The organism is Amycolatopsis sp. NPDC114503, assembly GCF_055633655.1.
In genome coordinates this window covers 1-19,273 of the sequence record NZ_JBVKDT010000018.1, presented here as the reverse complement: position 1 = coordinate 19,273, position 19,273 = coordinate 1, and the positions used below count along the sequence as shown (strand labels likewise).

Here is a 19,273-nt window from a genome sequence, read left to right as displayed (position 1 = left end):
TCACGACTGCGACGACGGAACGCTGTAAGTGGGGTCGCCCCGGTATTTCCGCGCGGTTTCCCGCATGCACTGCCGGAGCAGGTCGCCGTATTTCAGGTCGGTGCCTGCCCAAGCGGCCCAGGTCCGCATCCAGTGTTCGGGCCGGTTTTCGCTGAGCGGGACCCATGTCCAGCCGGGGAACCACTTGCGTGCCGAGGCATTGCCGATGAGGATCGCGTCCACTTGGGAGCTTTTGGCGATCAGTTCGCTGTGTTCCGAGAAGGCGCGAAACAGCCAGTCGACTTCGGTGCGAGTGGCGGCGGCAGCCGTGCGGAGGCTGATTTCCTCGCCTTTGGAGGAATGCGCCATGACGCGCAGGCCGGCCAGGTCGGTGACGTCGATTTCGGCTCGGACGGCCGGCAGCGCGTCTTCACGGAAAACGCAGCCGAGTCGTTGCCGGAACAGCAGTTCCGAGCGGAGTTCGGGCGGTTCGGTGTGCATCAGGCTCAGATCGAGCAGACCGTTGTTGAGCATCCGCCGCTGTTCCTCGCTGGTGGCCTCGACGATGGCGAACCGGACCTCCGGCGCCGCGGCGGCGACCGACGCCAGGTAATCCTCGATCCAGCCGTGCGGAACGCCCGAGGGCACTCCGAGATGCACGAGGTGCCCGCCTGCCGACGCGGTCTGGAGGACCTCCGGGACCCGGTCGACGAGTTCGAAGATCGACAGCAGGTGCGCGCGCAGGCCTTCCCCGACGACGGTCAGCGTGGTGCCGCCGGGCGTGCGCAGCAGCAGCTGGTGCCCGAGGTTCTTCTCCAGCTGGGCGATCTGCCTGCTCAGCGTGGGCTGGGTGAGGTGCAAGGCGGCCGCGGCGCGCGAGATCGAGCCGTATTCGGCCACCGCGCGGAAGTAGTCGAGCTGACGCAACTCAAGCATGGGGACATGCTATGCCTCCGGAGCATGGGGATGGCCGATAGTAGGTATTTGCTAAATAGCCTGCGGCCGCTGACGATCTGTGGAGCGAAGACACTCCCCGGAGGACCCCATGAGCGCAGAGATCGTCGAACTGGCCTTCGATCGGTTTTCCGGTGGCGCCGCGCCGTTCTCCTTCGTGCTCGTGCACGGCTGGGCTCGATCCCGTTCGGACTGGGCTCCGATCCTCAACGGTCTCCGCGGCCTCGCTCCGGTCGTAGCGGTGGACCTGCGCGGGCACGGCGAGTCCCGGCCGGGCGAGGGCATGCGGCTTCCGGAGGTCGCGGCCGACCTCCGTGCCGTGATCGAACGTCTCGGGCTTGCTCGCGTCGTGCTGGTCGGGCACTCCGCGGGCAGCGAGGCCGCCGCCTTCCTCGCTCGGCAGGAGCCGGAGCTCGTCACCGGTCTGGTGGTCGTCGATCCGGCGTTCGGGCTTCCTGACGACGACCGCGCGCGGATCGAGGCGCTGGCCGGACGGCTCCGGCGGGAAGACCCTGTCGCCGTCGCGGCCGAGCACTTCCGGAAGTCCGGGCCCAGCCCGTTGCCGGACGCCGGCGGGCCGGTCTCGGCCACGCCGGAGGCGATCCGCGATCTGTTCGCCGACTTCGCTTTCGCGCCGGAGGCCCTGCATTTCCAGACCCAGACCGCCGGGTTCTTCGCCGGTTTCCCCGTGCCGGTGCTGGCGTTCTACCGGAACGAAGAACGTGCCGCTCTCGCCCGCGAAATCCTTCCCGCCGCCCGGATCCAGGTGCTTCCGGGCGGCCATTGGACCCACCACGAGCATCCCGGCGCGGTCGTGGCCACGATCGCGGAGTGGATCCGCTGACCATTTTCTCGTGCGCTGAAAGGAAAGCAGAAATGACCGAACCGCAACGCGTCGCCATCGTCACCGGCGGGGCCGGAAAACTGGGGAGCGCCATCGCGGCGCGGCTCCTCGAGGACGGCGTCGCCGTGGTGGTGGCGGACGTGAACGGGGACGCGGCAGCCGCGACCGTGGCGGGCTTCCGCGAGCGGTTCGCCGCTCCCTCCCTCGACATCGCCGCCGACCTCGGGTCCGTCGAGGCGATCGAGTCGCTGGTGGACGAGACGGGCGGCCGGTTCGGCCGGATCGACATCGTCGTCAACAACGCCGCGGTGAACCGCCGTTCGACCCTGTCCGAACTCGCCCCGGCCGACTGGGACCTGATGAGCGGCGTGAACCTGCGCGCGCCGGCGATCCTGGTGAGCCGCGCGCTCGGTTTCTTCAAGGCGCAAAACAGCGGCGCGATCGTCAACATCGCCTCGCGGAATTGGGTTTCCGGCGGCCCGGTGGCCTACACGACGATGAAGGCCGGCCTCGTCGGCATGACCCGCTCGTTCGCCACCGAACTGGCGAAATACCGCGTCACCGCCAACGCCGTGGCGCCCAGCTTCATCGAATCGGACTTCACCGGCTACGACCGCGACGAGGAGCAGATGCGGCGGCTGACGGAGCAGTACCAAGCGATCACCCCGCTCCCGCGCATGGCCGAACCCCGCGACGTCGCGAACGCCGTCGCGTTCCTCGCCTCGCCCGCCGCGTCCTTCATCACCGGCGAAGTCCTGCACGTCTGCGGCGGAGCCCAGCTCGCCCCGCTCCCCCGGACGCCGCTCGCCGTCGAGCACGCGGCGCGGCGATGAGGTTCAGCGTCGCGACGATCTCGTTGCCCACCTTGGACATCGGCGAGTCGATCGCCGAAATCGCCGCGGCCGGGTTCGGCGGCGTCGAATGGCGCGTCGAGCCGCGGCCCGGCAGCATCCCGGATTCCCCGCCCGCGCACCCGTTCCTCGTGGACCACCGGTCCACTCTCCCGCTCGACGTGGCGGCGGCGGAGAGCGTGGCGGCGGAAACTCGCGCGGCCGGGCTCGAAGTGGTCGGACTGGCCCCCTACGTCGAAGTCGGGGACACCCCCACGCTGCGTCTGGCCTGTGCGATGGCCGCTGCCGCCGGCACCGGGCAGATCCGCTTGCAGGCACCGCGGATCTCCCGCACGAACAAACCGTATTCCTTGCTCTACGAGGAAACGGTCGCGTTCTTCGCCGACGTCGAGGCCACGGCGAAGGAAACCGGCGTCCGGGCGTTGCTGGAAATCCACCACAACACCATCTGCTCCAGCGCGTCTTTGGCACACCGGGTGGTCGCACGGTTCGATCCGGCGCACGTCGGCGTCATCTACGACGTCGGGAATTTCGTCTTCGAAGGCTACGAGGCCCACGAAATCGCACTCGACCTGCTCGGCGACCACCTTGGGCACGTGCACCTGAAGAACGCCGCGCACTTCCGGTCACCGGGCGGATCGTGGCGGCCGGGGTGGACACCGCTCGAAGACGGCGAGGTCGACGTACCGCACGTTCTCCGGCTCCTTCACGAACACGGCTACCGCGGCTGGGTGTCCGTGGAGGACATGAGCCTCGACCGCACGCCCCGCGCCACGTTGCGCCACAACGCGGCACAGCTGCGCGAGTGGGGCCTGCTGCGCTGACACGGCACCGTCCAGGACAAGGAGGTCCCCCATGGACACCACGGAGTCATCCACCCGCACGGCCCTGCCCGGACAAGCGGCCGCTTCCCGCTACCGCTGGGTGATCTTGGCCAGCTGCTGGCTCGCGTTCACGCTCATCTACGTCAACCGCACCGCGTGGTCGGTGGTCGCCGTCGACGCCTCGCACTCCCTCGGACTTTCCGTGGCGCAGCTCGGGATCTTCGCCACCGCGTTGTCCATCGGCTACGTCGTCACGAACATCCCCGGCGGGATCGTCGCCGACCTGATCGGCGGCCGCATGGCGGCCGGGATCTCCTTGGTGGCGGCGGGAATGCTGACCTTCGCGTTCGGCAGCGTCACGAACGTCGGCGTGGGAATCGCGATCCAGATCCTCATCGGGCTGGTCAGCGGCGCCGACGTCGCGTCCTTCACCAAGCTGATCAGCCGCTGGTTCCCGCCTCGCGAACGCGGGACCGCGTTCGGCCTGTACATCACGTCGACCGCACTGGGCGGGGTGATCGCGAACGCGTCCATCCCGGGATTGCTGACGGCGCTGCACTGGAACGGGGTCTACTACCTCCTCGGCGCGCTGACCGTCGCGGTCGGCGTGGTGTGCTGGGCCCTCCTGCGCAACGACCCGCCGACCCCGGTCGAACCCGCCGGCGAGCCCCCGGCCCCGGGCAGCGGCCGGCTCGGTCTGCGCGCGATGTTCGCCAATCGCAACCTCGTGTCGCTCGCGGCGGCCGGCCTCGGCATGCAATGGGCCACCCTCGGGTTCCTGGCCTGGGGCAATTCGCTGATGGTCAAGGCGCTCGGCTTGTCCGCCGGGAAGGCCGCGCTGGTGATGGTCATCGTCAGCACCACGGCCATCGGGGTCAAACCGCTGGTCGGCTTCCTGTCCGACCGCGTCCGCGGCACGCGCAAGGCGCATCTGATGGTGCTCAGCGGGTACTTCGCGCTCATTCTGGCCGTATTCGGGATGGTCCGGAGCTACTCGGCACTGCTCGTGCTCGCGCCATTCCTCGGGCTCGGCGTCTACGGCTATACGGTGCTCACGAACTCGACCGTGCCCCAGTACGCGGATCCGCGGTTCGTCGGCGGGTCCTTCGGTTTCGCCAACACCGCCTGGCAGCTCGGCGGCGTCTTCGCGCCGGTCGCGGTGGGCGCGGTGTTCAGCGCCACCGGTTCGCTGTTCCTCGCCCTCGCGGTTCTGGCGGCCGGCCCGTTGCTGGGAGTATTCCTGCTCCTGCCCATCCGCGAACAAGCCAAGACAATGGACGCCGCTGAAGGGAGCACTCGTGTCCACAGCAGACACTGACCGCCTCGAAATCCGCACACTGGTGGAAAACTGGGCCCTGTGGCGAGACGCGGGAGACTGGGAGCGGTTCGCCACGGTATGGCATCCCGGCACGGGCTGGATGAGCGCGACCTGGTTCCAGGGCCCGGCGGCCGAATTCATCGTCGCAAGCCGCGAGGGATTCGAGAACGGCGTGAGCATCCTGCATTTCCTGGGCGGGCACACTGCCGACATCGCCGGCGATCGCGCGGTCGCGCAGACGAAGATGACCATCAACCAGCGCGCGGACGTCGACGGCGTGCCCGTGGACGTGGTGTGCGCCGGCCGGTTCTACGATTTCCTCGCGGTGCACGAGCAGCAGTGGAAGATCGTGCGCCGCCAGCCGATCTACGAGAAAGACCGGCTCGACGCGGTCGACCCGGCGGCGTCGCTGTCCCTCGATCCGGCCCTGCTCGGCCGCTTTCCGGTCGGCTACCGGCACCTCGGCTATGTCCAGACGAAGGCCGGGTTCACCGTTCGGGACGGACTCCCCGGCCTGACCGGCGCCGCCGTCGAAACGCTGTACCGGCAAGGAAAGGACTGGCTGGCAGGTTCGGACACGCCCGGAATCCCGATTCGCTGAAGGCTCCGGCCGGACGCTCATCCCGGCCGGAGCTGGTCAACGGCGGCACGACTGGCGGTGGCTGGCCGGGGTGGCTAGCCACCGTTAGCCTCCCTGCCAGGTCCTCGCCTCCCGCAGAGGTCCGGTCAGCGGCTCCACTCCTCCACCCGCACCCCCATCAACCCGGCCGCTGCCCGGAGCTCCCTCCGGCGGTCACCCGGCACAGCGTGGATGTGGTTCGCCCCGAAGCGCGACAGGAACGTCTCCGCCGCCACGTCCAGGCGCGCGAACGCGTGCGGCCACTCCCGCGTGGACCGCGAGACCAATTCCTCCGTCGTCCGCTCGTCGTAGTTCTCGAACTCCCCCAGCATCAGCTGCATCCGGTATTCCCCGTCCAGCCGGCTCAGCCTCGCCAAGGTCATCCGGCCCGGGGCGGCGATGTGCTGCACCGACGCACCTCCGGCCGGGAAAAAGAAAACCTCCGGATAGAGGTGCACCTTGGCCAGATTCTCCGCCGGATCCTCGCTCCGCGCGGCGAACCACGTCGCGTGCTGGCCGGAGTTGCACAAATCCCACACGTCCCGATCCGGATGGTAATGCCGGACATCGGCGAAAAGCACTGGCGTACCGGTGATCCGGTGCATCAGCTGCATGGTCAGCGCACCGTCCATGTCCGCCTCGGTGGCGGTGACGTGCACCGCCTTGGGGCCGTTCCAATCGTAAGGGTCGTTGAGCAGCGCCTCGGCGACATCAGCCGTCGCGAAATGCTCTGTCAGCTCCGGTTGTGCTTTGATGCCGGAGAAATCCAGGTGCCGTTCCGCCGCGACGTCGCGCACGGCCAGGTACAGGCGCAGTTGCCGTTCCAGCAATTCCGGGGTGAGCCGGTCGCCGTCGTAGTGCACGGTGGCGCGTTCTTCCAGCCACTTCCGGCCGCTGGCAGCCTCGGCCGAAGAACCGGATTCCGCGCGGCGGACCAGTTCGTACTGGTCGATTTCCTCGACATCCACGCCGAACTGGCGCATCCATTGATCGGTATTGGCCACCGCGGTGTTCATCCCCATCGGCCGCCCGCCGAAACGGCCGAAAGTCGCACCGCGCAACGAACCGACAGCGGCGGCGGCGCTCGCGTGCGCGCCGACATCGGCGATCAGCCCCGGATCGGAAGGCGCACCCCACAACCGGGTGTGCGAGCGGCCGATCTGGTCGAGCGCGCCCCCGGCGGCGAGCATCCCGACCAAGCCCGGCTCAGTGGGATCGGTGCTCGCGACCAGCAGCAGCGGACCCGGTGTCGCGTCCGCGGCCAGCATTGTGAAATGCGGGAAGGCCCACACGGCGTAGTACAACACCGTCACGTCCACCGAACTCGCCGCGACCGAGCGCGCGGCCGCGGTCGCGGTGGTGTTCGTGGCGACCAGTCCCCCGGTGACGACGTCGTGCCCGGCCGCGGTCAGGGCGGCGGTGAACTCGTCCGCTTTGGACCGGATGAAGCCGGTGTTCCGCCGGTGCACGTGGTCGCGACCGTCGGAGACGGCAAGGACACCGATTCGCGCCATATGTCAGCTCCGGTTCAGCTCGGCGTACACCTGGGCCGCGTTGTCGCGCGTCACCAAGCGGGTGGACAGGGTCTGCGTCTTGGGCACCGGCTGGCAGTCGACGAGCAGTTTCTTCGCCGCCGCAACGGCTTCCTTGCCGCCGGTGGGGTAAATGAACGTCGCGGACAACCGGCCAGCCTCGACCGCCTTGATGCCGCCTTCGGGCACCGGCAGGCCGTCGATGCCGACGATCGGCAGGTCCGCGCGGCCCGCGTTCTGCGCGGCGATGCGCGCGCCTTCGGCCATCGGGTCGTTCTCGGAGAACATCGCCTGCGCGTCCGGGTGCGCCTTCAGCAACGCGTCCGCCTGCTGTTGTCCCTTGTCCCGCAACCAGTCCGCGTCCGCGCTGCCCACGACGGTGATGTTGCGGTCCGTGATGCCCTGGTTGAACCCGTCGCTGCGCTCCTTGGCGGGCGTCGACCCGGCGAGACCCTTCAACTCGACTACTTTCCCGCCGCGGGGCAGCAATTTCTCGGCGAAGAACTTGCCCGCTTGGCGGCCGATGTCCACATTGTCCGCGCCGATGAACGACGTGTACCCGTCGCCGTCCACTTTCCGGTCCAGCACCAGCACCGGAATCCCCTGGTCGTACGCCTTCTTCACGACGCTGGTCAGCGGCGTCGCCTCGTTCGGGCTGATGATCAGCAGGTCGATGCCCTGGGTGAGGAAGGTGTTGACCTGCTCGACCTGTTTCGCGTTGTCCTGCGCGGCATCCGCGTAACTGACGCTGAACTGCGGCACGCCGGCCGCGGCCTTGCGGACGTCGTCGTCCATCCGCACGCGGTACGGTTCGGCGAGATTCGCCTGGCTCATCCCGATTTTGTATTTCCCGCCCGGACCGCGGCATTGTTTCGCGGCCGGCGCGGTGCCGGAAGCCGCTCCCGGCGCGTTCTCGTGGGTGGTGCCGCAGGCGGTGACGGCCGAGACGAGGGCCAGCCCCGCCAGTACCGTCCCGCCGCGGATGATGCCGGACATCTGCTCCTCTTTCCCCGAACGCCTATGCCGTGGCCGGGCGCAGCCGCTGCAGGCCCGCGGCGAGCACGATCACCGCGCCGACCACGATCAGCTGGACGTTCGAATCGATGTCGTTGAGCTGGAGAATGTTGTCGAGCACGCCGACCAGCAGAGCGCCCGCGACGGTGCCGGACACCGACCCGCGCCCGCCGGACAGGCTGGTTCCGCCGATCACGACGGCCGCGATGGCGTTCAGCTCGTAGCCGGTGCCGTCGTTGGGCCCGCCGAAGTTGTACTGTCCCGCGTGGACGATCCCGGCCAGCGCGGCGAGCAGCCCGCACAAGCCGAAGACCAGCACCTTCACCCGGATCACCGGCACTCCGGACAGCACCGCCGCCTTTTCGTTGCCGCCGATCGCGTACACGTGCCGGGAAAACGCGCTCGCCCGCAGCACGAGCACCGCCAGCGCGGCGACGACCACGAAGAACAGCGCCGGGATCGGCACCACGCCGCCGAACGTCCGCTCGCCCAGCAGCGAAAACGGCACCGGAGCCTGGCCGGGACCGTCGCCGTAGGTGATCGAAACGCCCTCGCCGCCGGACCACATCCGGGCGATCCCGCGCGCGACCTGCATTCCGGCGAGCGTCACGATGAACGACTGGATCCGGAACCGCGCGCTCGCGATCCCTTGCAGCAGCCCGAAACCGAAGCCGAGCGCGAGGATCATCAGCACGCCGGGCACGAGCCCCCAGCCGCCGCTGGTGAGCAGCAGCGCGACGCCGACGCTGGCCAGCCCCATCACCGAGCCCACCGACAGGTCGATGCCGCCGACCAGGATCACCAGCGTCATGCCGACCGCGATGATGCCGATCTCGGAGATCGCGCGGACGACGTTGAACAGGTTGCCGCTGCCGAGGAACACCAGCTCCCCGTCACGATGCGGCGAGAAGACGATCGCGGCGGCGAAAACGAGCACCAGCCCGAAAACGCTCTGGAACCGGAACACCGCGGCCAGCACTCCGCGCCCGTTCACCGGACGTCTCCCATCGACGCGGCGAGCAGTTCCGCCTCGCCGGCGCTGGCCGTGTCCAGTTCGTGCACGCTGCGTCCGCCGCGCAGCACCACCACGCGGTCGCACACCCCGACCAGCTCGGCCGGTTCCGACGACGCCAGCAGCACCCCGACGCCGCTGCGCGCGGCCTCGCCGAGCAACCGGTAGATCTCCGCCTTCGCCCCGACGTCCACCCCGCGCGTCGGCTCGTCCAGCAGCAGCAACACCGGTTCGGCGAGCAAAGCCCGGCCCAGCACCACTTTCTGCTGATTCCCGCCGGACAGCGAGCCCACCGGATCGGCGAGCGAGACCAGTTTCACCCCGAGCCGCCCCGCTTCCTCCCCCGCCACCGCACGCTCGCGGCGGCCGGAAACGATCCCGAACCGAGCCAACCGCTCCACAATGGACAGCACAGTGTTCGCCACGACGGAATGCTCCAGCGCCAGCCCCGCGATCCGCCGGTCCTCGGGCACGAACGCGATCCCGGACCGCAGCGACCCGCGCGGCGACCGCGGCCGGAACTCCTTTCCGCGCAAGAAAATCCTTCCGCTCAGCACCTTTCCCCCGGAAGCGCCGTACAGCGTCTCCAGCAGCTCCGTCCGCCCCGCACCGAGCAACCCGGCGACGCCGACGATTTCCCCGGCCCGGACAGTCAGGCTGATCCCGTCCGGCTCCCGCCGCCCGGCACGCGGCCGCACCACCAGATCCTCCACCCGAAGCACGTCGTCCTGATCCGGCGAGGACACGCTGTCGGCACGGAACATCAGGTGCACCGGACGGCCCACCATCGCCTCCGCGGCCCGTTCGGCGGTCAGCTCCGCCGCGCTGAACTCCGCGACGACCTCGCCGTTGCGCAGCACCGTCGCGCGGTCCGCGACCCGGCCGATCTCGTCCATCCGGTGCGACACGTAGACAATCGCCGCCCCGTCGGCGCGCAACTGGTCGATGACCGTGAACAACCGCTCCACCTCGCGCGGCGACAGCGCCGACGTCGGTTCGTCCATCAGCAGGATCCGCGCGTCCAGCGACAGCGCTTTCGCGATGGTGACGAGCTGCTGTTCGCCGGTGCGCAGCCGTTCGACCGGCGTGCGCGGATCGAGGTCGACGCCGGAGCGCTCGAGCACCTCGCGCGTGGCCGCGACCATCCGCCGCCGGTCGATTGTGCCGCCGCGAGTGTGCGGTTCGCGGCCGAGAAAGACGTTCTCCGCCACCGAAAGCGCGGGAACGAGGTCCAGTTCCTGGTGGATCATCGCGACCCCGGCGCGGCGCGCGTCGGCCGGACGGGCGAACCGGACCGCCTCCCCCGCGATCCGGATCGCCCCCTCCCCGGCGGCGACCTCCCCGGACAAGATCTTCAGCAGCGTGGACTTGCCTGCCCCGTTCTCGCCGAGCAGCGCGTGCACCTCCCCCTTCGCCGCGGTGAAGTCCACCGCGCCCAGGGCACGCACCCCGCCGTAGGCCTTGCTGACGCCGGCCAGCTCGACCAGCGCGACGCCGTCTCCCATGCCCCGCCCTCTCGGCCCGCCCCGTGTCGAGAAATCGATTACCCGCGACGTTAGGGGCAGCCCAAGGGGGTGTCAAGGGTCACATTTTCCCATTGCCCGCGGGGCATCGGCCGAGTTCGGCCGCGGCCTCGCCCTCGACGGTGCCGCAAGGTCCCCGCTGGCAGACGGTCCGGTGCGCGAAAGGTCCGTGAAGGGGCCCTTGAGGGAATCAGATTCCCTCAAGGAGTCCTTCACGGACGTTCGCGGAAGCGGGCCGGGGTGGGCCGGGTCCCGCGCCTGAACTCCGGGTAACCCCTGACCAACCCCCTGGAAACGCCTGGCCGTCCAGTTGCCGCCGCCCCTGGCCGAGCGGGCGTGATTTGTGGCATACCTCGCGAGAAACGAGGTCCGGACGACGTGACACGAGCCGTTTTTGGCGGGTTCCTACAAACCGGCAGGCGCGGCATGCGTCATCCGCGACATTGGTGTACCCGGCGGTAAGGGAGCAATGTGTACGACTGAAGACAGGCGACGTTCCGGCGGGTCCGGCGTCGCCTGCTGTGCGTGGGAGTAGCTGGGTTCGCTGGGAGGCTTTGTCCGTGTTCAATCGCGTCGCCATCGTCAATCGCGGAGAGGCCGCGATGCGGCTGATCCACGCCGTCCGGGACCTGTCCGCCGAGACCGGGCGACGGATCGAGACGGTCGCGCTCTACACGGACGCGGACGCCACCGCGACTTTCGTCCGCGAAGCCGACGTCGCCTATTCGCTCGGCCCCGCCTCCGCGCGGCCCTACCTCGACCTCTCCAAGCTGGAGAAGGCGCTGGTCGACACCAAGGCCGACGCCGCCTGGGTCGGCTGGGGCTTCGTCGCCGAGGACCCGGCGTTCGCCGAGCTGTGCGAGAAGGTCGGGGTCGCCTTCGTCGGCCCGAGCGCGGACGCGATGCGCAAGCTCGGCGACAAGATCGGCGCGAAGCTGATCGCCGAGGAGGTCGGCGTCCCGGTCGCTCCGTGGAGCGGCGGCGAGGTCGCGACGCTGGAAGAAGCGCTGGCCGCGGGCGACAAGATCGGCTACCCGCTGATGCTCAAGGCCACCGCGGGCGGCGGCGGGCGCGGCATCCGCAAGGTGGAGTCGGCGGGCGATCTCACCGAGGCGTACGAGCGCACCAGCCAGGAAGCGCTGCGCGCGTTCGGCAGCGGCGTCGTGTTCCTGGAGCGCCTGGTCACCGGCGCGCGGCACGTCGAGGTCCAGGTGATCTCCGACGGCGAGACCGCATGGGCGCTCGGCGTCCGCGACTGCTCGGTGCAGCGGCGCAACCAGAAGATCATCGAGGAGTCCGCGTCGCCGGTGCTCGGGCCGGACCAGACCGCGGAGCTGAAGGCGTCGGCCGAGCGGCTCGCGGTCGCGGTCGGCTACCGCGGCGCGTGCACCGTCGAATTCCTCTACCACCCCGGCGACCGGATGTTCGCCTTCCTCGAGGTCAACACCCGGCTCCAGGTGGAACACCCGATCACCGAGATCACCACCGGCACCGACCTGGTGCGGCTGCAGCTGCACGTCGCGTCCGGCGGCAAGCTCGAAGGCGAGCAGCCCGCCGAGGCCGGGCACGCCGTCGAGGCGCGGCTCAACGCCGAGGACCCGGACCGCGACTTCGCGCCGTCGCCGGGCCGCATCGCGCGGCTGCTGCTGCCCGCCGGCCCGGGCATCCGGGTCGACACCGGCGTGAGCGAGGGCGACACGATCCCCGCCGACTTCGACTCGATGATCGCCAAGATCATCGCCTACGGCCGCGACCGCGACCAGGCGCTCGCGCGGCTGCGCCGGGCGATGTCCGAGACGTCCGTGCTCATCGAGGGCGGCGCCACCAACAAGAGCTTCGTGCTCGACCTGCTCGACCAGCCCGAGGTGATCGACGCCAGCGCGGACACCGGCTGGATCGACCGCGTCCGCGCCGAAGGCCGTCTCGTCACCACGCGGCACTCCGCGGTCGCGCTCGCCGCAGCCGCGATCGAGGCCTACGAGGACGACGAGGAGGTCGGGCGGCAGCGTCTGCTGTCCACCGCTTTCGGCGGCCGTCCGCAGGTGCGCCACGAAATCCGTCCGCTGGACCTGAAACTGCGCGGCGCTTCGTACCGCGTCACGGTCGCGCGCACCGGGCCGAAGCGGTTCCGGATCGGCGTCAGCGGCGGCGGCGACGTGCACCCGGCCGACGTCGAGATCGAGCGCTTCGACGAGTACAGCGGGCAGATCACCGTCAACGGCACGCGGTTCCGGCTCGTCACCGGAACGCACGGGCCGATCCACCTGGTCGAGGTCGACGGCGTCACGCACCGGATCAGCCGCGACGAGGGCGGCGTCGTCCGCTCCCCCGCGCCCGCGCTGGTGGTCGCCACGCCGGTCGCTGTGGACGACGAGGTCGAATCCGGCGCGCCGGTGCTCGTGCTGGAAAGCATGAAGATGGAGACGGTGCTGCGCGCGCCGTTCCGGGCCAGGGTCAAGGAACTCCCGGTGTCGATCGGCAGCCAGGTGGAGACCGGGGCGCCGCTGCTGCGCCTCGAACCGCTCGCCGACGAGACCGAGGACGAGGCCGCCGCGGAGGCCGAGACCGCCGAGATCGACCTGCCCGCCGAACCGGGCGGCACCAGCGCGGCCGACCGGGTCGAGCGCGGCAGCCAGGATCTGCGCAGCCTGCTGCTCGGCTTCGACGTCGACCCGCACGACCAGGACCGCGTGCTCAGCGGCTACCTGGCGGCGCGCGCCGAGCTGCCGTCGCGTCCGCTGGAGGGCGAACTCGGGCTGCTGGACGTCTTCGCCGACCTGTCCGAGCTGAGCCGGAACAAGCCGGCCGCGGACGACCTCAGCGCGTCGAGCCCGGTGCACAGCGCCCGCGAGTACTTCCACACCTACCTGCAGAGCCTCGACGTCGAGCGGGCCGGGCTGCCGGAGAAATTCCAGGGCAGGCTGCGCCGCGTGCTCGGCCACTACGGCGTCGGCGACCTGGAGCGCACGCCGGAGCTGGAAGAGGCGGTCTTCCGGATTTTCCTCGCCCAGCAACGGGCTTCGAGCGACAGCGCGATCATTTCCGCGCTGCTGCGGCAGTGGCTCGCCGAGGCCCCGCCGTCGGCCGAGCTGCGCGAAACGGCCGGGCTCGCGCTGGAACACCTGGTCGCCGCCACCCAGCTGCGGTTCCCGGCGGTCAGCGACCTCGCCCGCGGCGTGGTGTTCCGCTGGTTCGCGCAGCCGCTGCTGCGCCGGGCCCGCGCCGAGGTGTACGCCGAGATCCGCGGCCACCTGCGGTACCTCGACCGCAATCCGGACGCGGCCGACCGCGCCGAGCGGATCTCCGGCATGGTCTCGAGCAACGAGCCGCTGGTGCGGCTGCTCGGCCAGCGGATCGGACGGCCGGGCGCGGACCCGGCCCCGATGCTCGAGGTGCTGACCCGGCGCTACTACGGCAACAAGGCGCTCACCGACGTGCGCGTGCGCGAGGTCGCGGGCTGTTCGTTCGTCACCGCTTCGCACCCGGAACCGGCGCGCGTGGTCACCACCGCGGTCGACTTCCCGCAGCTGCCGGACGCGATGCGCGCGGTGGCCGAGCTGTCCGCCGGCGCCGGTGCGCCGGTGGCCGCGGACGTCTATCTGAAGTGGACAGACCAGCCCGACAGCGACGCGATGGCCGCGAAGCTGGGCGAAATCGTTGCCGCGCAACCGCTTCCGGCGGACGTCGACCGGGTCGTCACCACCGTCGCCGGAGGCGGCGGCGCGGTGATGCACCACCACTTCACCTTCCGCCGGACCGAATCCGGGTTCGCCGAGGACCGGGTGATCCGCGGGCTGCACCCGCGCGTCGCCGAGCGGCTGCAGCTGGAACGGCTGCAGGAATTCGACCTCACGCGGCTGCCGTCGGCGGACGAAGAGGTGTACCTGTTCACCGGCACCGCGAAGGCGAACCCGGCCGACGAGCGGCTGATCGCGATGGCCCAGGTCCGCGACCTCACCCCGCTGCGCGAGGCGGACGGCAGGCTCGTGTCGCTGCCCTCGGCCGAGGACACGCTCGCCGCGTGCCTCGACGCGGTCCGCAACGCGCAGGCACGGCGTCCGGCGAAGAACCGGTTCGACACCAACCGGATCGTCATCTACGTGTGGCCGACGAGCGAGCTGACGATGGACGAGCTGAACCTGCTCGCCCGCCGCGTGCTGCCGACCACCGCGGGCGCGGGGCTGGAGGAAATCCAGTTCCTGGCCCGGCAGCGGAACGCCGAAACCGGCGAGCTGACCGACATCGCGGTGACGGTCCGCAACGAGGTCGGCGCGGGCGTGCGGCTGTCGGTCGAGGCTCCCAGCACCGAACCGGTGCAGCCGCTGGACGACTACCGGCAGAAGGTGCTGCGCGCGGCGCGCCGCGACACGGTGTACCCGTACGAACTCACCGAACTGCTGGCCGGCGGCGGGTCCTTCGCGGAGCACGACCTCGACGACAGCGGCGTGCTGGTGCCGGTCGACCGGCCGCGCGGGCAGAACAAGGCCGGTCTCGTGGCGGGTGTGGTCAGCACGCCGACCGACCTCGTTCCCGAGGGCGTCAAGCGCGTGGTGCTGCTGGGCGACCCGACGAAGTCGCTCGGCGCGCTGGCCGAACCGGAGTGCACGCGGGTGATCGCGGCGCTGAACCTGGCGCAGGAGCTGCGGGTTCCGGTCGAATGGTTCGCGCTGTCGTCCGGCGCGCGGATCTCGATGGAGTCCGGCACCGAGAACATGGACTGGGTCGCGGCCGCGCTCAAGCGGATCGTGGAGTTCACCCAGGACGGCGGCGAGATCAACATCGTGGTCGCCGGGATCACCGTGGGCGCGCAGCCGTACTGGAACGCTGAGGCCACGATGCTCATGCACACCAAGGGCATCCTGGTGATGACGCCGGATTCGGCGATGGTGCTCACCGGCAAGCAGTCGCTGGACTTCTCCGGCGGCGTGTCGGCCGAGGACAACTTCGGCATCGGCGGCTACGACCGGGTGATGGGCCCGAACGGGCAGGCGCAGTACTGGGCGCCGAACCTCGCCGGAGCGCGCGACGTGCTGATGGCGCACTACGCGCACACCTACGTCGTGCCGGGCGAGACTGGCCCGCGCCAGGCGGTCACCACCGACCCGGCCGGCCGCGACGTGTCGGACTACCCGCACGCCGTCGTCGGCAGCGATTTCGCCACGGTGGGCCAGATTTTCTCCTCCGAGCACAACCCGGACCGCAAGAAGCCGTTCGACATCCGCACGGTGATGCGCGCGCTGTCCGACCAGGACCACCCGGTGCTGGAACGCTGGGCGGGCATGGCGGACGCGGACACCGCCGCGGTGCAGGACGTGCACATCGGCGGCCGTCCGGTGTGCCTGCTGGGCATCGAATCGCGCTCGGTGCCGCGCCGCGGCTTCCCTCCCACCGACGGCCCGGACACGTTCACCGCGGGCACGCTGTTCCCGAAGTCGTCGAAGAAGGCGGCCCGCGCGATCAACGCGGCCAGCGGCAACCGTCCGCTGGTGGTGCTGGCGAACCTGTCCGGCTTCGACGGCTCGCCGGAGTCGATGAAGAAGCTCCAGCTGGAGTACGGGGCCGAGATCGGCCGCGCGATCGTGAACTTCGAAGGCCCGATCGTGTTCACCGTGATCTCGCGCTACCACGGCGGGGCGTTCGTGGTGTTCTCGAAGGCGCTGAACCCGAACATGACGGTGCTGGCGCTGGAAGGTTCGTTCGCGTCCGTGCTGGGCGGCGCTCCGGCGGCCGCGGTGGTGTTCGCGGGCGAGGTCAAGACCCGGACGGCGAACGACCCGCGGGTGGCTGGGCTGCAGAAGCGGCTCGGCGAGCTGAGCGGGGCCGAGCGGGCGGCGTGCGCGGCGGAGCTGGCTGAGGTGACGTCGTCGGTGCGGGCGGAGAAGCTCGGCGAGGTGGCGTCGGAGTTCGACCGGGTGCACAGCATCCAGCGCGCTGTCGAGGTCGGGTCGGTGGACGCGATCGTCAGCACGGCTCAGCTTCGGCCGCGGATCATCGAGGCGATCGAGCACGGCCTGAAGGGCTGAGGACTCTCGTGAGTGCTGGCACCGGTTCTAACCGGCGCCAGCACTCACAAGGCCAGCGAAGAGGTGCGGGTGTCGTGAGTGTTCATGCCGGTTAGAACCGGCGTTGCCACTCACGAGGCCACCGTGATCCCCCGGATCGTTTTCACCTCGCCCAGCAGCGCCGAGGTCACCTTCACCGAGTAGCCGTCCAGGGCGTAACGCCGCTCCCCCACGTGCAGGTGCACCGGCGTGTTTCCCTGGTGCGCCAGCAAAGTCTGCTTGAGTTCCAGCACCACCGGCAGCGTCACCTTCTCCGCCCGCGTGTGCAGCACCAGCGGCGTTTCCCCGAGCTCCGTCAGGTCCAGCGGCGCCAGATCCGCCCCGAAGACCGACATTTTGTCCTCCCGCCAGTTCACCCGGCCCTTCACGAGCACCGCGTTGTCCTCCACCAGGTCCGCCGCGCACAACGCGTACGACTTGGCGAAGAACAACACCTCGAGCGACGCGTCCAAATCCTCGACCGTGCAGATCGCCCACGGTTCGCCCTTTTTGTTCACCCGCCGCTCCAGCGAAGTGATCAATCCCGCGACGACGAGTTCTCCTTCTTTCGGCGGGTTATCGATGATCGCCGCGATCGCGCGGGGCGCGTGTTTACGGAGGACGCCCTCGGCACCGTCCAGTGGATGGGCTGAAACGTAGAGCCCGAGCATGTCTCGTTCGTGCGCCAGCAATTGCTTGCGCGGCCACTCCTCGGCGGTGAATTTCACGTGCGCCAAGGGAGACGAGGCCGGTTCTTCGTTTTCGCCGCCGAACAGGTCGAACTGGCCCATCGCTTCCTGGCGCTTGAGCGGAACCACGGCTTCCACCGCGTCCTCGTGCACCTGGATCATCGACAGCCGCGTGTGGCCCATCGAATCGAACGCGCCCGCCTTGACCAGCGATTCAATGACCCGCTTGTTGCAGGCCACCAGCTCCGACTTGTCCAAGAACTCGGTGAACGAGGAGTACTTGCCCTTCTCCTCGCGCGTCTTGATGATCGACTCCACCACGTTCGCGCCCACGTTGCGCACCGCGCCCAAACCAAACCGGATGTCGCTCCCGACGGCCGCGAACCGCAAAGCCGACTCGTTCACATCCGGCGGCAGCACCTTGATCCCCAGCCGACGGCACTCCGACAGATAGATCGCCGACTTGTCCTTGTTGTCACCCACCGACGTCAACAACGCGGCCATGTACTCCGCGGTGTAATTCGCCTTCAGATACGCCGTCCAATATCCGACGAGCGCGTACCCGGCGGCGTGCGACTTGTTGAACGCGTACCCGGCGAACGGGAGAATCGTGTCCCACAACGCTTGCACAGCCTCGCCGGAGAACCCGTTGTCGATCATCCCGGCGCGGAAACCCTCGAATTCCTTTTCGAGGACTTCTTTCTTCTTCTTGCCCATCGCGCGCCGCAGCACGTCGGCGCGGCCCATCGAGTATCCGGCGACCTTCTGCGCGATCTGCATGATCTGTTCCTGATACACCACCAGGCCGTGTGTTTCGGCGAGGATCTCGCGCAGCGGTTCCTCCAGTTCCGGATGGATCGGCTCGACGGCCTGCCGCTTGTTCTTGCGGTCGGCGTAGTTGTTGTGCGTGTTCATCGCCATCGGACCCGGCCGGTAGAGCGCGTTGACGGCCACGATGTCCTCGAACCCGGTGGGACGCATGCGGCGCAACAGATCCCGCATCGCGCCACCGTCCAATTGGAACACTCCGAGACTGTCGCCGCGGACCAGCAGCGCGAAGGTCCCGGGATCGTCGGTGGCCAGCCGGTCGAGGTCGATGTCCTCGCCGCGGTTGGCCTTGATGTTCTCCAGCGCGTCGCCGATGACGGTGAGGTTGCGCAGTCCGAGGAAGTCCATCTTCAGCAGGCCGATGGCCTCGCACGACGGATAGTCCCAGCCGGTGATGATCGACCCGTCGTCCCTGCGCCACAACGGAATAACGTTCATCAAGGGTTCACTCGACATGATCACCGCGCAGGCATGCACGCCCGCGTTGCGGATCAGGCCTTCGAGACCGCGGGCGGTGTCGAAGATCGTCTTGCACTCTTCGTCGGTCTCGACCAGCGTGCGGACCTCGGCCGCTTCCGCGTAACGCTCGTGTCCGGCGTCCACGATCCCCGCCAGCGGAATGTCTTTGGCCGCCACCGGCGGCGGCAAGGCTTTGGAGATCCGGTCCGCGATCGAGTACCCCGGTTGTCCGAAGTGGACTCGCGCGGAGTCCTTGATCGCCGCCTTGGTCTTAATCGTGCCGAAGGTGATCACCTGCGCGACCCGGTCGGCACCGTACTTGTCGGTGGCGTAGCGGATCATCTCGCCGCGGCGGCGGTCGTCGAAGTCCATGTCGATGTCCGGCATGGACACTCGTTCCGGGTTCAGGAAGCGTTCGAACAGCAGACCGTGCCGGATCGGGTCGAGGTTGGTGATGCGCAGCGCGTACGCGACCAGCGATCCCGCCGCCGACCCGCGCCCCGGCCCCACCCGGATTCCGGCTTCGCGGGCGTGCGTCATCAGATCAGCCGTGATCAAGAAGTACCCAGGAAACCCTTTGTCCACAATGACATCGAGTTCATACTCAGCGCGCTCCCGGTACTCCCCAGGCACCCCGTCCGGCAACCGGTGCGCCAGCCCCGCCATCACTTCGTGATGCAGCCAGGTGGCCTCGGTGTGGCCTTCGGGGACGTCGAAGACCGGCATCCGGTCCTTGTGCGTGTACACGTCCTCATACGACTCCACGCGCTCCGCGATCAGCAGCGT

At 69.3% G+C, this 19,273-nt stretch carries 12 protein-coding genes; 6 read left to right on the top strand and 6 right to left on the bottom strand.

Translation table 11 applies throughout. From position 1 onward, the window contains the following. On the bottom strand, positions 1 to 915 hold the full coding sequence (locus ACZ7OI_RS44445; protein WP_470270126.1) for a LysR family transcriptional regulator: 915 nt from the start codon (positions 913 to 915) through the stop codon (positions 1 to 3). A gap of 109 nt (positions 916 to 1,024) precedes the next feature. Between ACZ7OI_RS44445 and ACZ7OI_RS44440 the strand changes: the two genes are divergently transcribed. Genes ACZ7OI_RS44440 through ACZ7OI_RS44420 form a run of 5 tightly spaced genes read left to right on the top strand, consistent with a single transcriptional unit; the run spans position 1,025 to position 5,371 of the window. Beyond that, the gene (locus tag ACZ7OI_RS44440; RefSeq protein ID WP_470270125.1) at positions 1,025 to 1,777 is read left to right on the top strand and encodes an alpha/beta fold hydrolase; all 753 of its coding nucleotides are present in this window, start codon (positions 1,025 to 1,027) and stop codon (positions 1,775 to 1,777) included. Between the two features lie 32 nt (positions 1,778 to 1,809). Next, on the top strand, positions 1,810 to 2,610 hold the full coding sequence (locus ACZ7OI_RS44435) for an SDR family NAD(P)-dependent oxidoreductase (RefSeq protein WP_470270124.1): 801 nt from the start codon (positions 1,810 to 1,812) through the stop codon (positions 2,608 to 2,610). Beyond that, positions 2,607 to 3,452 (top strand): sugar phosphate isomerase/epimerase family protein, encoded by an 846-nt coding sequence (locus tag ACZ7OI_RS44430; protein ID WP_470270123.1) that lies wholly within the window; start codon positions 2,607 to 2,609, stop codon positions 3,450 to 3,452. Before ACZ7OI_RS44435 ends, ACZ7OI_RS44430 begins: the two co-directional genes overlap by 4 nt. A gap of 31 nt (positions 3,453 to 3,483) precedes the next feature. Beyond that, positions 3,484 to 4,770, top strand: a complete 1,287-nt coding sequence (locus tag ACZ7OI_RS44425) for an MFS transporter (protein ID WP_470270122.1) — start codon at positions 3,484 to 3,486, stop codon at positions 4,768 to 4,770. Then, positions 4,751 to 5,371: a nuclear transport factor 2 family protein gene (locus ACZ7OI_RS44420; protein WP_470270121.1), complete on the top strand. Its 621-nt coding sequence runs from the start codon at positions 4,751 to 4,753 to the stop codon at positions 5,369 to 5,371. The genes ACZ7OI_RS44425 and ACZ7OI_RS44420 overlap by 20 nt, the downstream gene beginning before the upstream one ends. A 125-nt stretch (positions 5,372 to 5,496) precedes the next feature. Here the strand turns inward: ACZ7OI_RS44420 and ACZ7OI_RS44415 are convergent, their stop codons facing one another. From ACZ7OI_RS44415 to ACZ7OI_RS44400, 4 genes are read right to left on the bottom strand one after another with little or no spacing between them, the layout of a single operon-like run. Then, positions 5,497 to 6,903, bottom strand: coding sequence for an L-fucose/L-arabinose isomerase family protein (locus ACZ7OI_RS44415; RefSeq protein WP_470270120.1), 1,407 nt, complete (start codon positions 6,901 to 6,903; stop codon positions 5,497 to 5,499). A gap of 3 nt (positions 6,904 to 6,906) precedes the next feature. Then, positions 6,907 to 7,917, bottom strand: a complete 1,011-nt coding sequence (locus ACZ7OI_RS44410) for a substrate-binding domain-containing protein (protein WP_470270119.1) — start codon at positions 7,915 to 7,917, stop codon at positions 6,907 to 6,909. A gap of 22 nt (positions 7,918 to 7,939) precedes the next feature. Then, positions 7,940 to 8,929, bottom strand: coding sequence for an ABC transporter permease (locus tag ACZ7OI_RS44405; RefSeq protein WP_470270118.1), 990 nt, complete (start codon positions 8,927 to 8,929; stop codon positions 7,940 to 7,942). Continuing rightward, positions 8,926 to 10,452, bottom strand: coding sequence for a sugar ABC transporter ATP-binding protein (locus ACZ7OI_RS44400; RefSeq protein WP_470270117.1), 1,527 nt, complete (start codon positions 10,450 to 10,452; stop codon positions 8,926 to 8,928). Before ACZ7OI_RS44400 ends, ACZ7OI_RS44405 begins: the two co-directional genes overlap by 4 nt. Before the next feature lie 578 nt (positions 10,453 to 11,030). Here ACZ7OI_RS44400 and ACZ7OI_RS44395 point away from each other — a divergent pair. Then, positions 11,031 to 16,493, top strand: a complete 5,463-nt coding sequence (locus tag ACZ7OI_RS44395; RefSeq protein ID WP_470270116.1) for an ATP-binding protein — start codon at positions 11,031 to 11,033, stop codon at positions 16,491 to 16,493. 110 nt (positions 16,494 to 16,603) lie between these two features. On the opposite strand, the gene dnaE is transcribed toward ACZ7OI_RS44395, so the two are convergent. Next, positions 16,604 to 19,273: DNA polymerase III subunit alpha (gene dnaE / locus ACZ7OI_RS44390; RefSeq protein WP_470270115.1), on the bottom strand; the 2,670-nt coding region annotated here is incomplete at its 5' end.

What these genes read in the sequence shown, in the direction of transcription:
- ACZ7OI_RS44445 (WP_470270126.1), bottom strand. Translation starts at nt 915, where the DNA reads ATGCTTGAGTTGCGTCAGCTCGACTACTTCCGCGCGGTGGCCGAATAC.
- ACZ7OI_RS44440 (WP_470270125.1), top strand. Translation starts at nt 1,025, where the DNA reads ATGAGCGCAGAGATCGTCGAACTGGCCTTCGATCGGTTTTCCGGTGGC.
- ACZ7OI_RS44435 (WP_470270124.1), top strand. Translation starts at nt 1,810, where the DNA reads ATGACCGAACCGCAACGCGTCGCCATCGTCACCGGCGGGGCCGGAAAA.
- ACZ7OI_RS44430 (WP_470270123.1), top strand. Translation starts at nt 2,607, where the DNA reads ATGAGGTTCAGCGTCGCGACGATCTCGTTGCCCACCTTGGACATCGGC.
- ACZ7OI_RS44425 (WP_470270122.1), top strand. Translation starts at nt 3,484, where the DNA reads ATGGACACCACGGAGTCATCCACCCGCACGGCCCTGCCCGGACAAGCG.
- ACZ7OI_RS44415 (WP_470270120.1), bottom strand. Translation starts at nt 6,903, where the DNA reads ATGGCGCGAATCGGTGTCCTTGCCGTCTCCGACGGTCGCGACCACGTG.
- ACZ7OI_RS44410 (WP_470270119.1), bottom strand. Translation starts at nt 7,917, where the DNA reads ATGTCCGGCATCATCCGCGGCGGGACGGTACTGGCGGGGCTGGCCCTC.
- ACZ7OI_RS44400 (WP_470270117.1), bottom strand. Translation starts at nt 10,452, where the DNA reads ATGGGAGACGGCGTCGCGCTGGTCGAGCTGGCCGGCGTCAGCAAGGCC.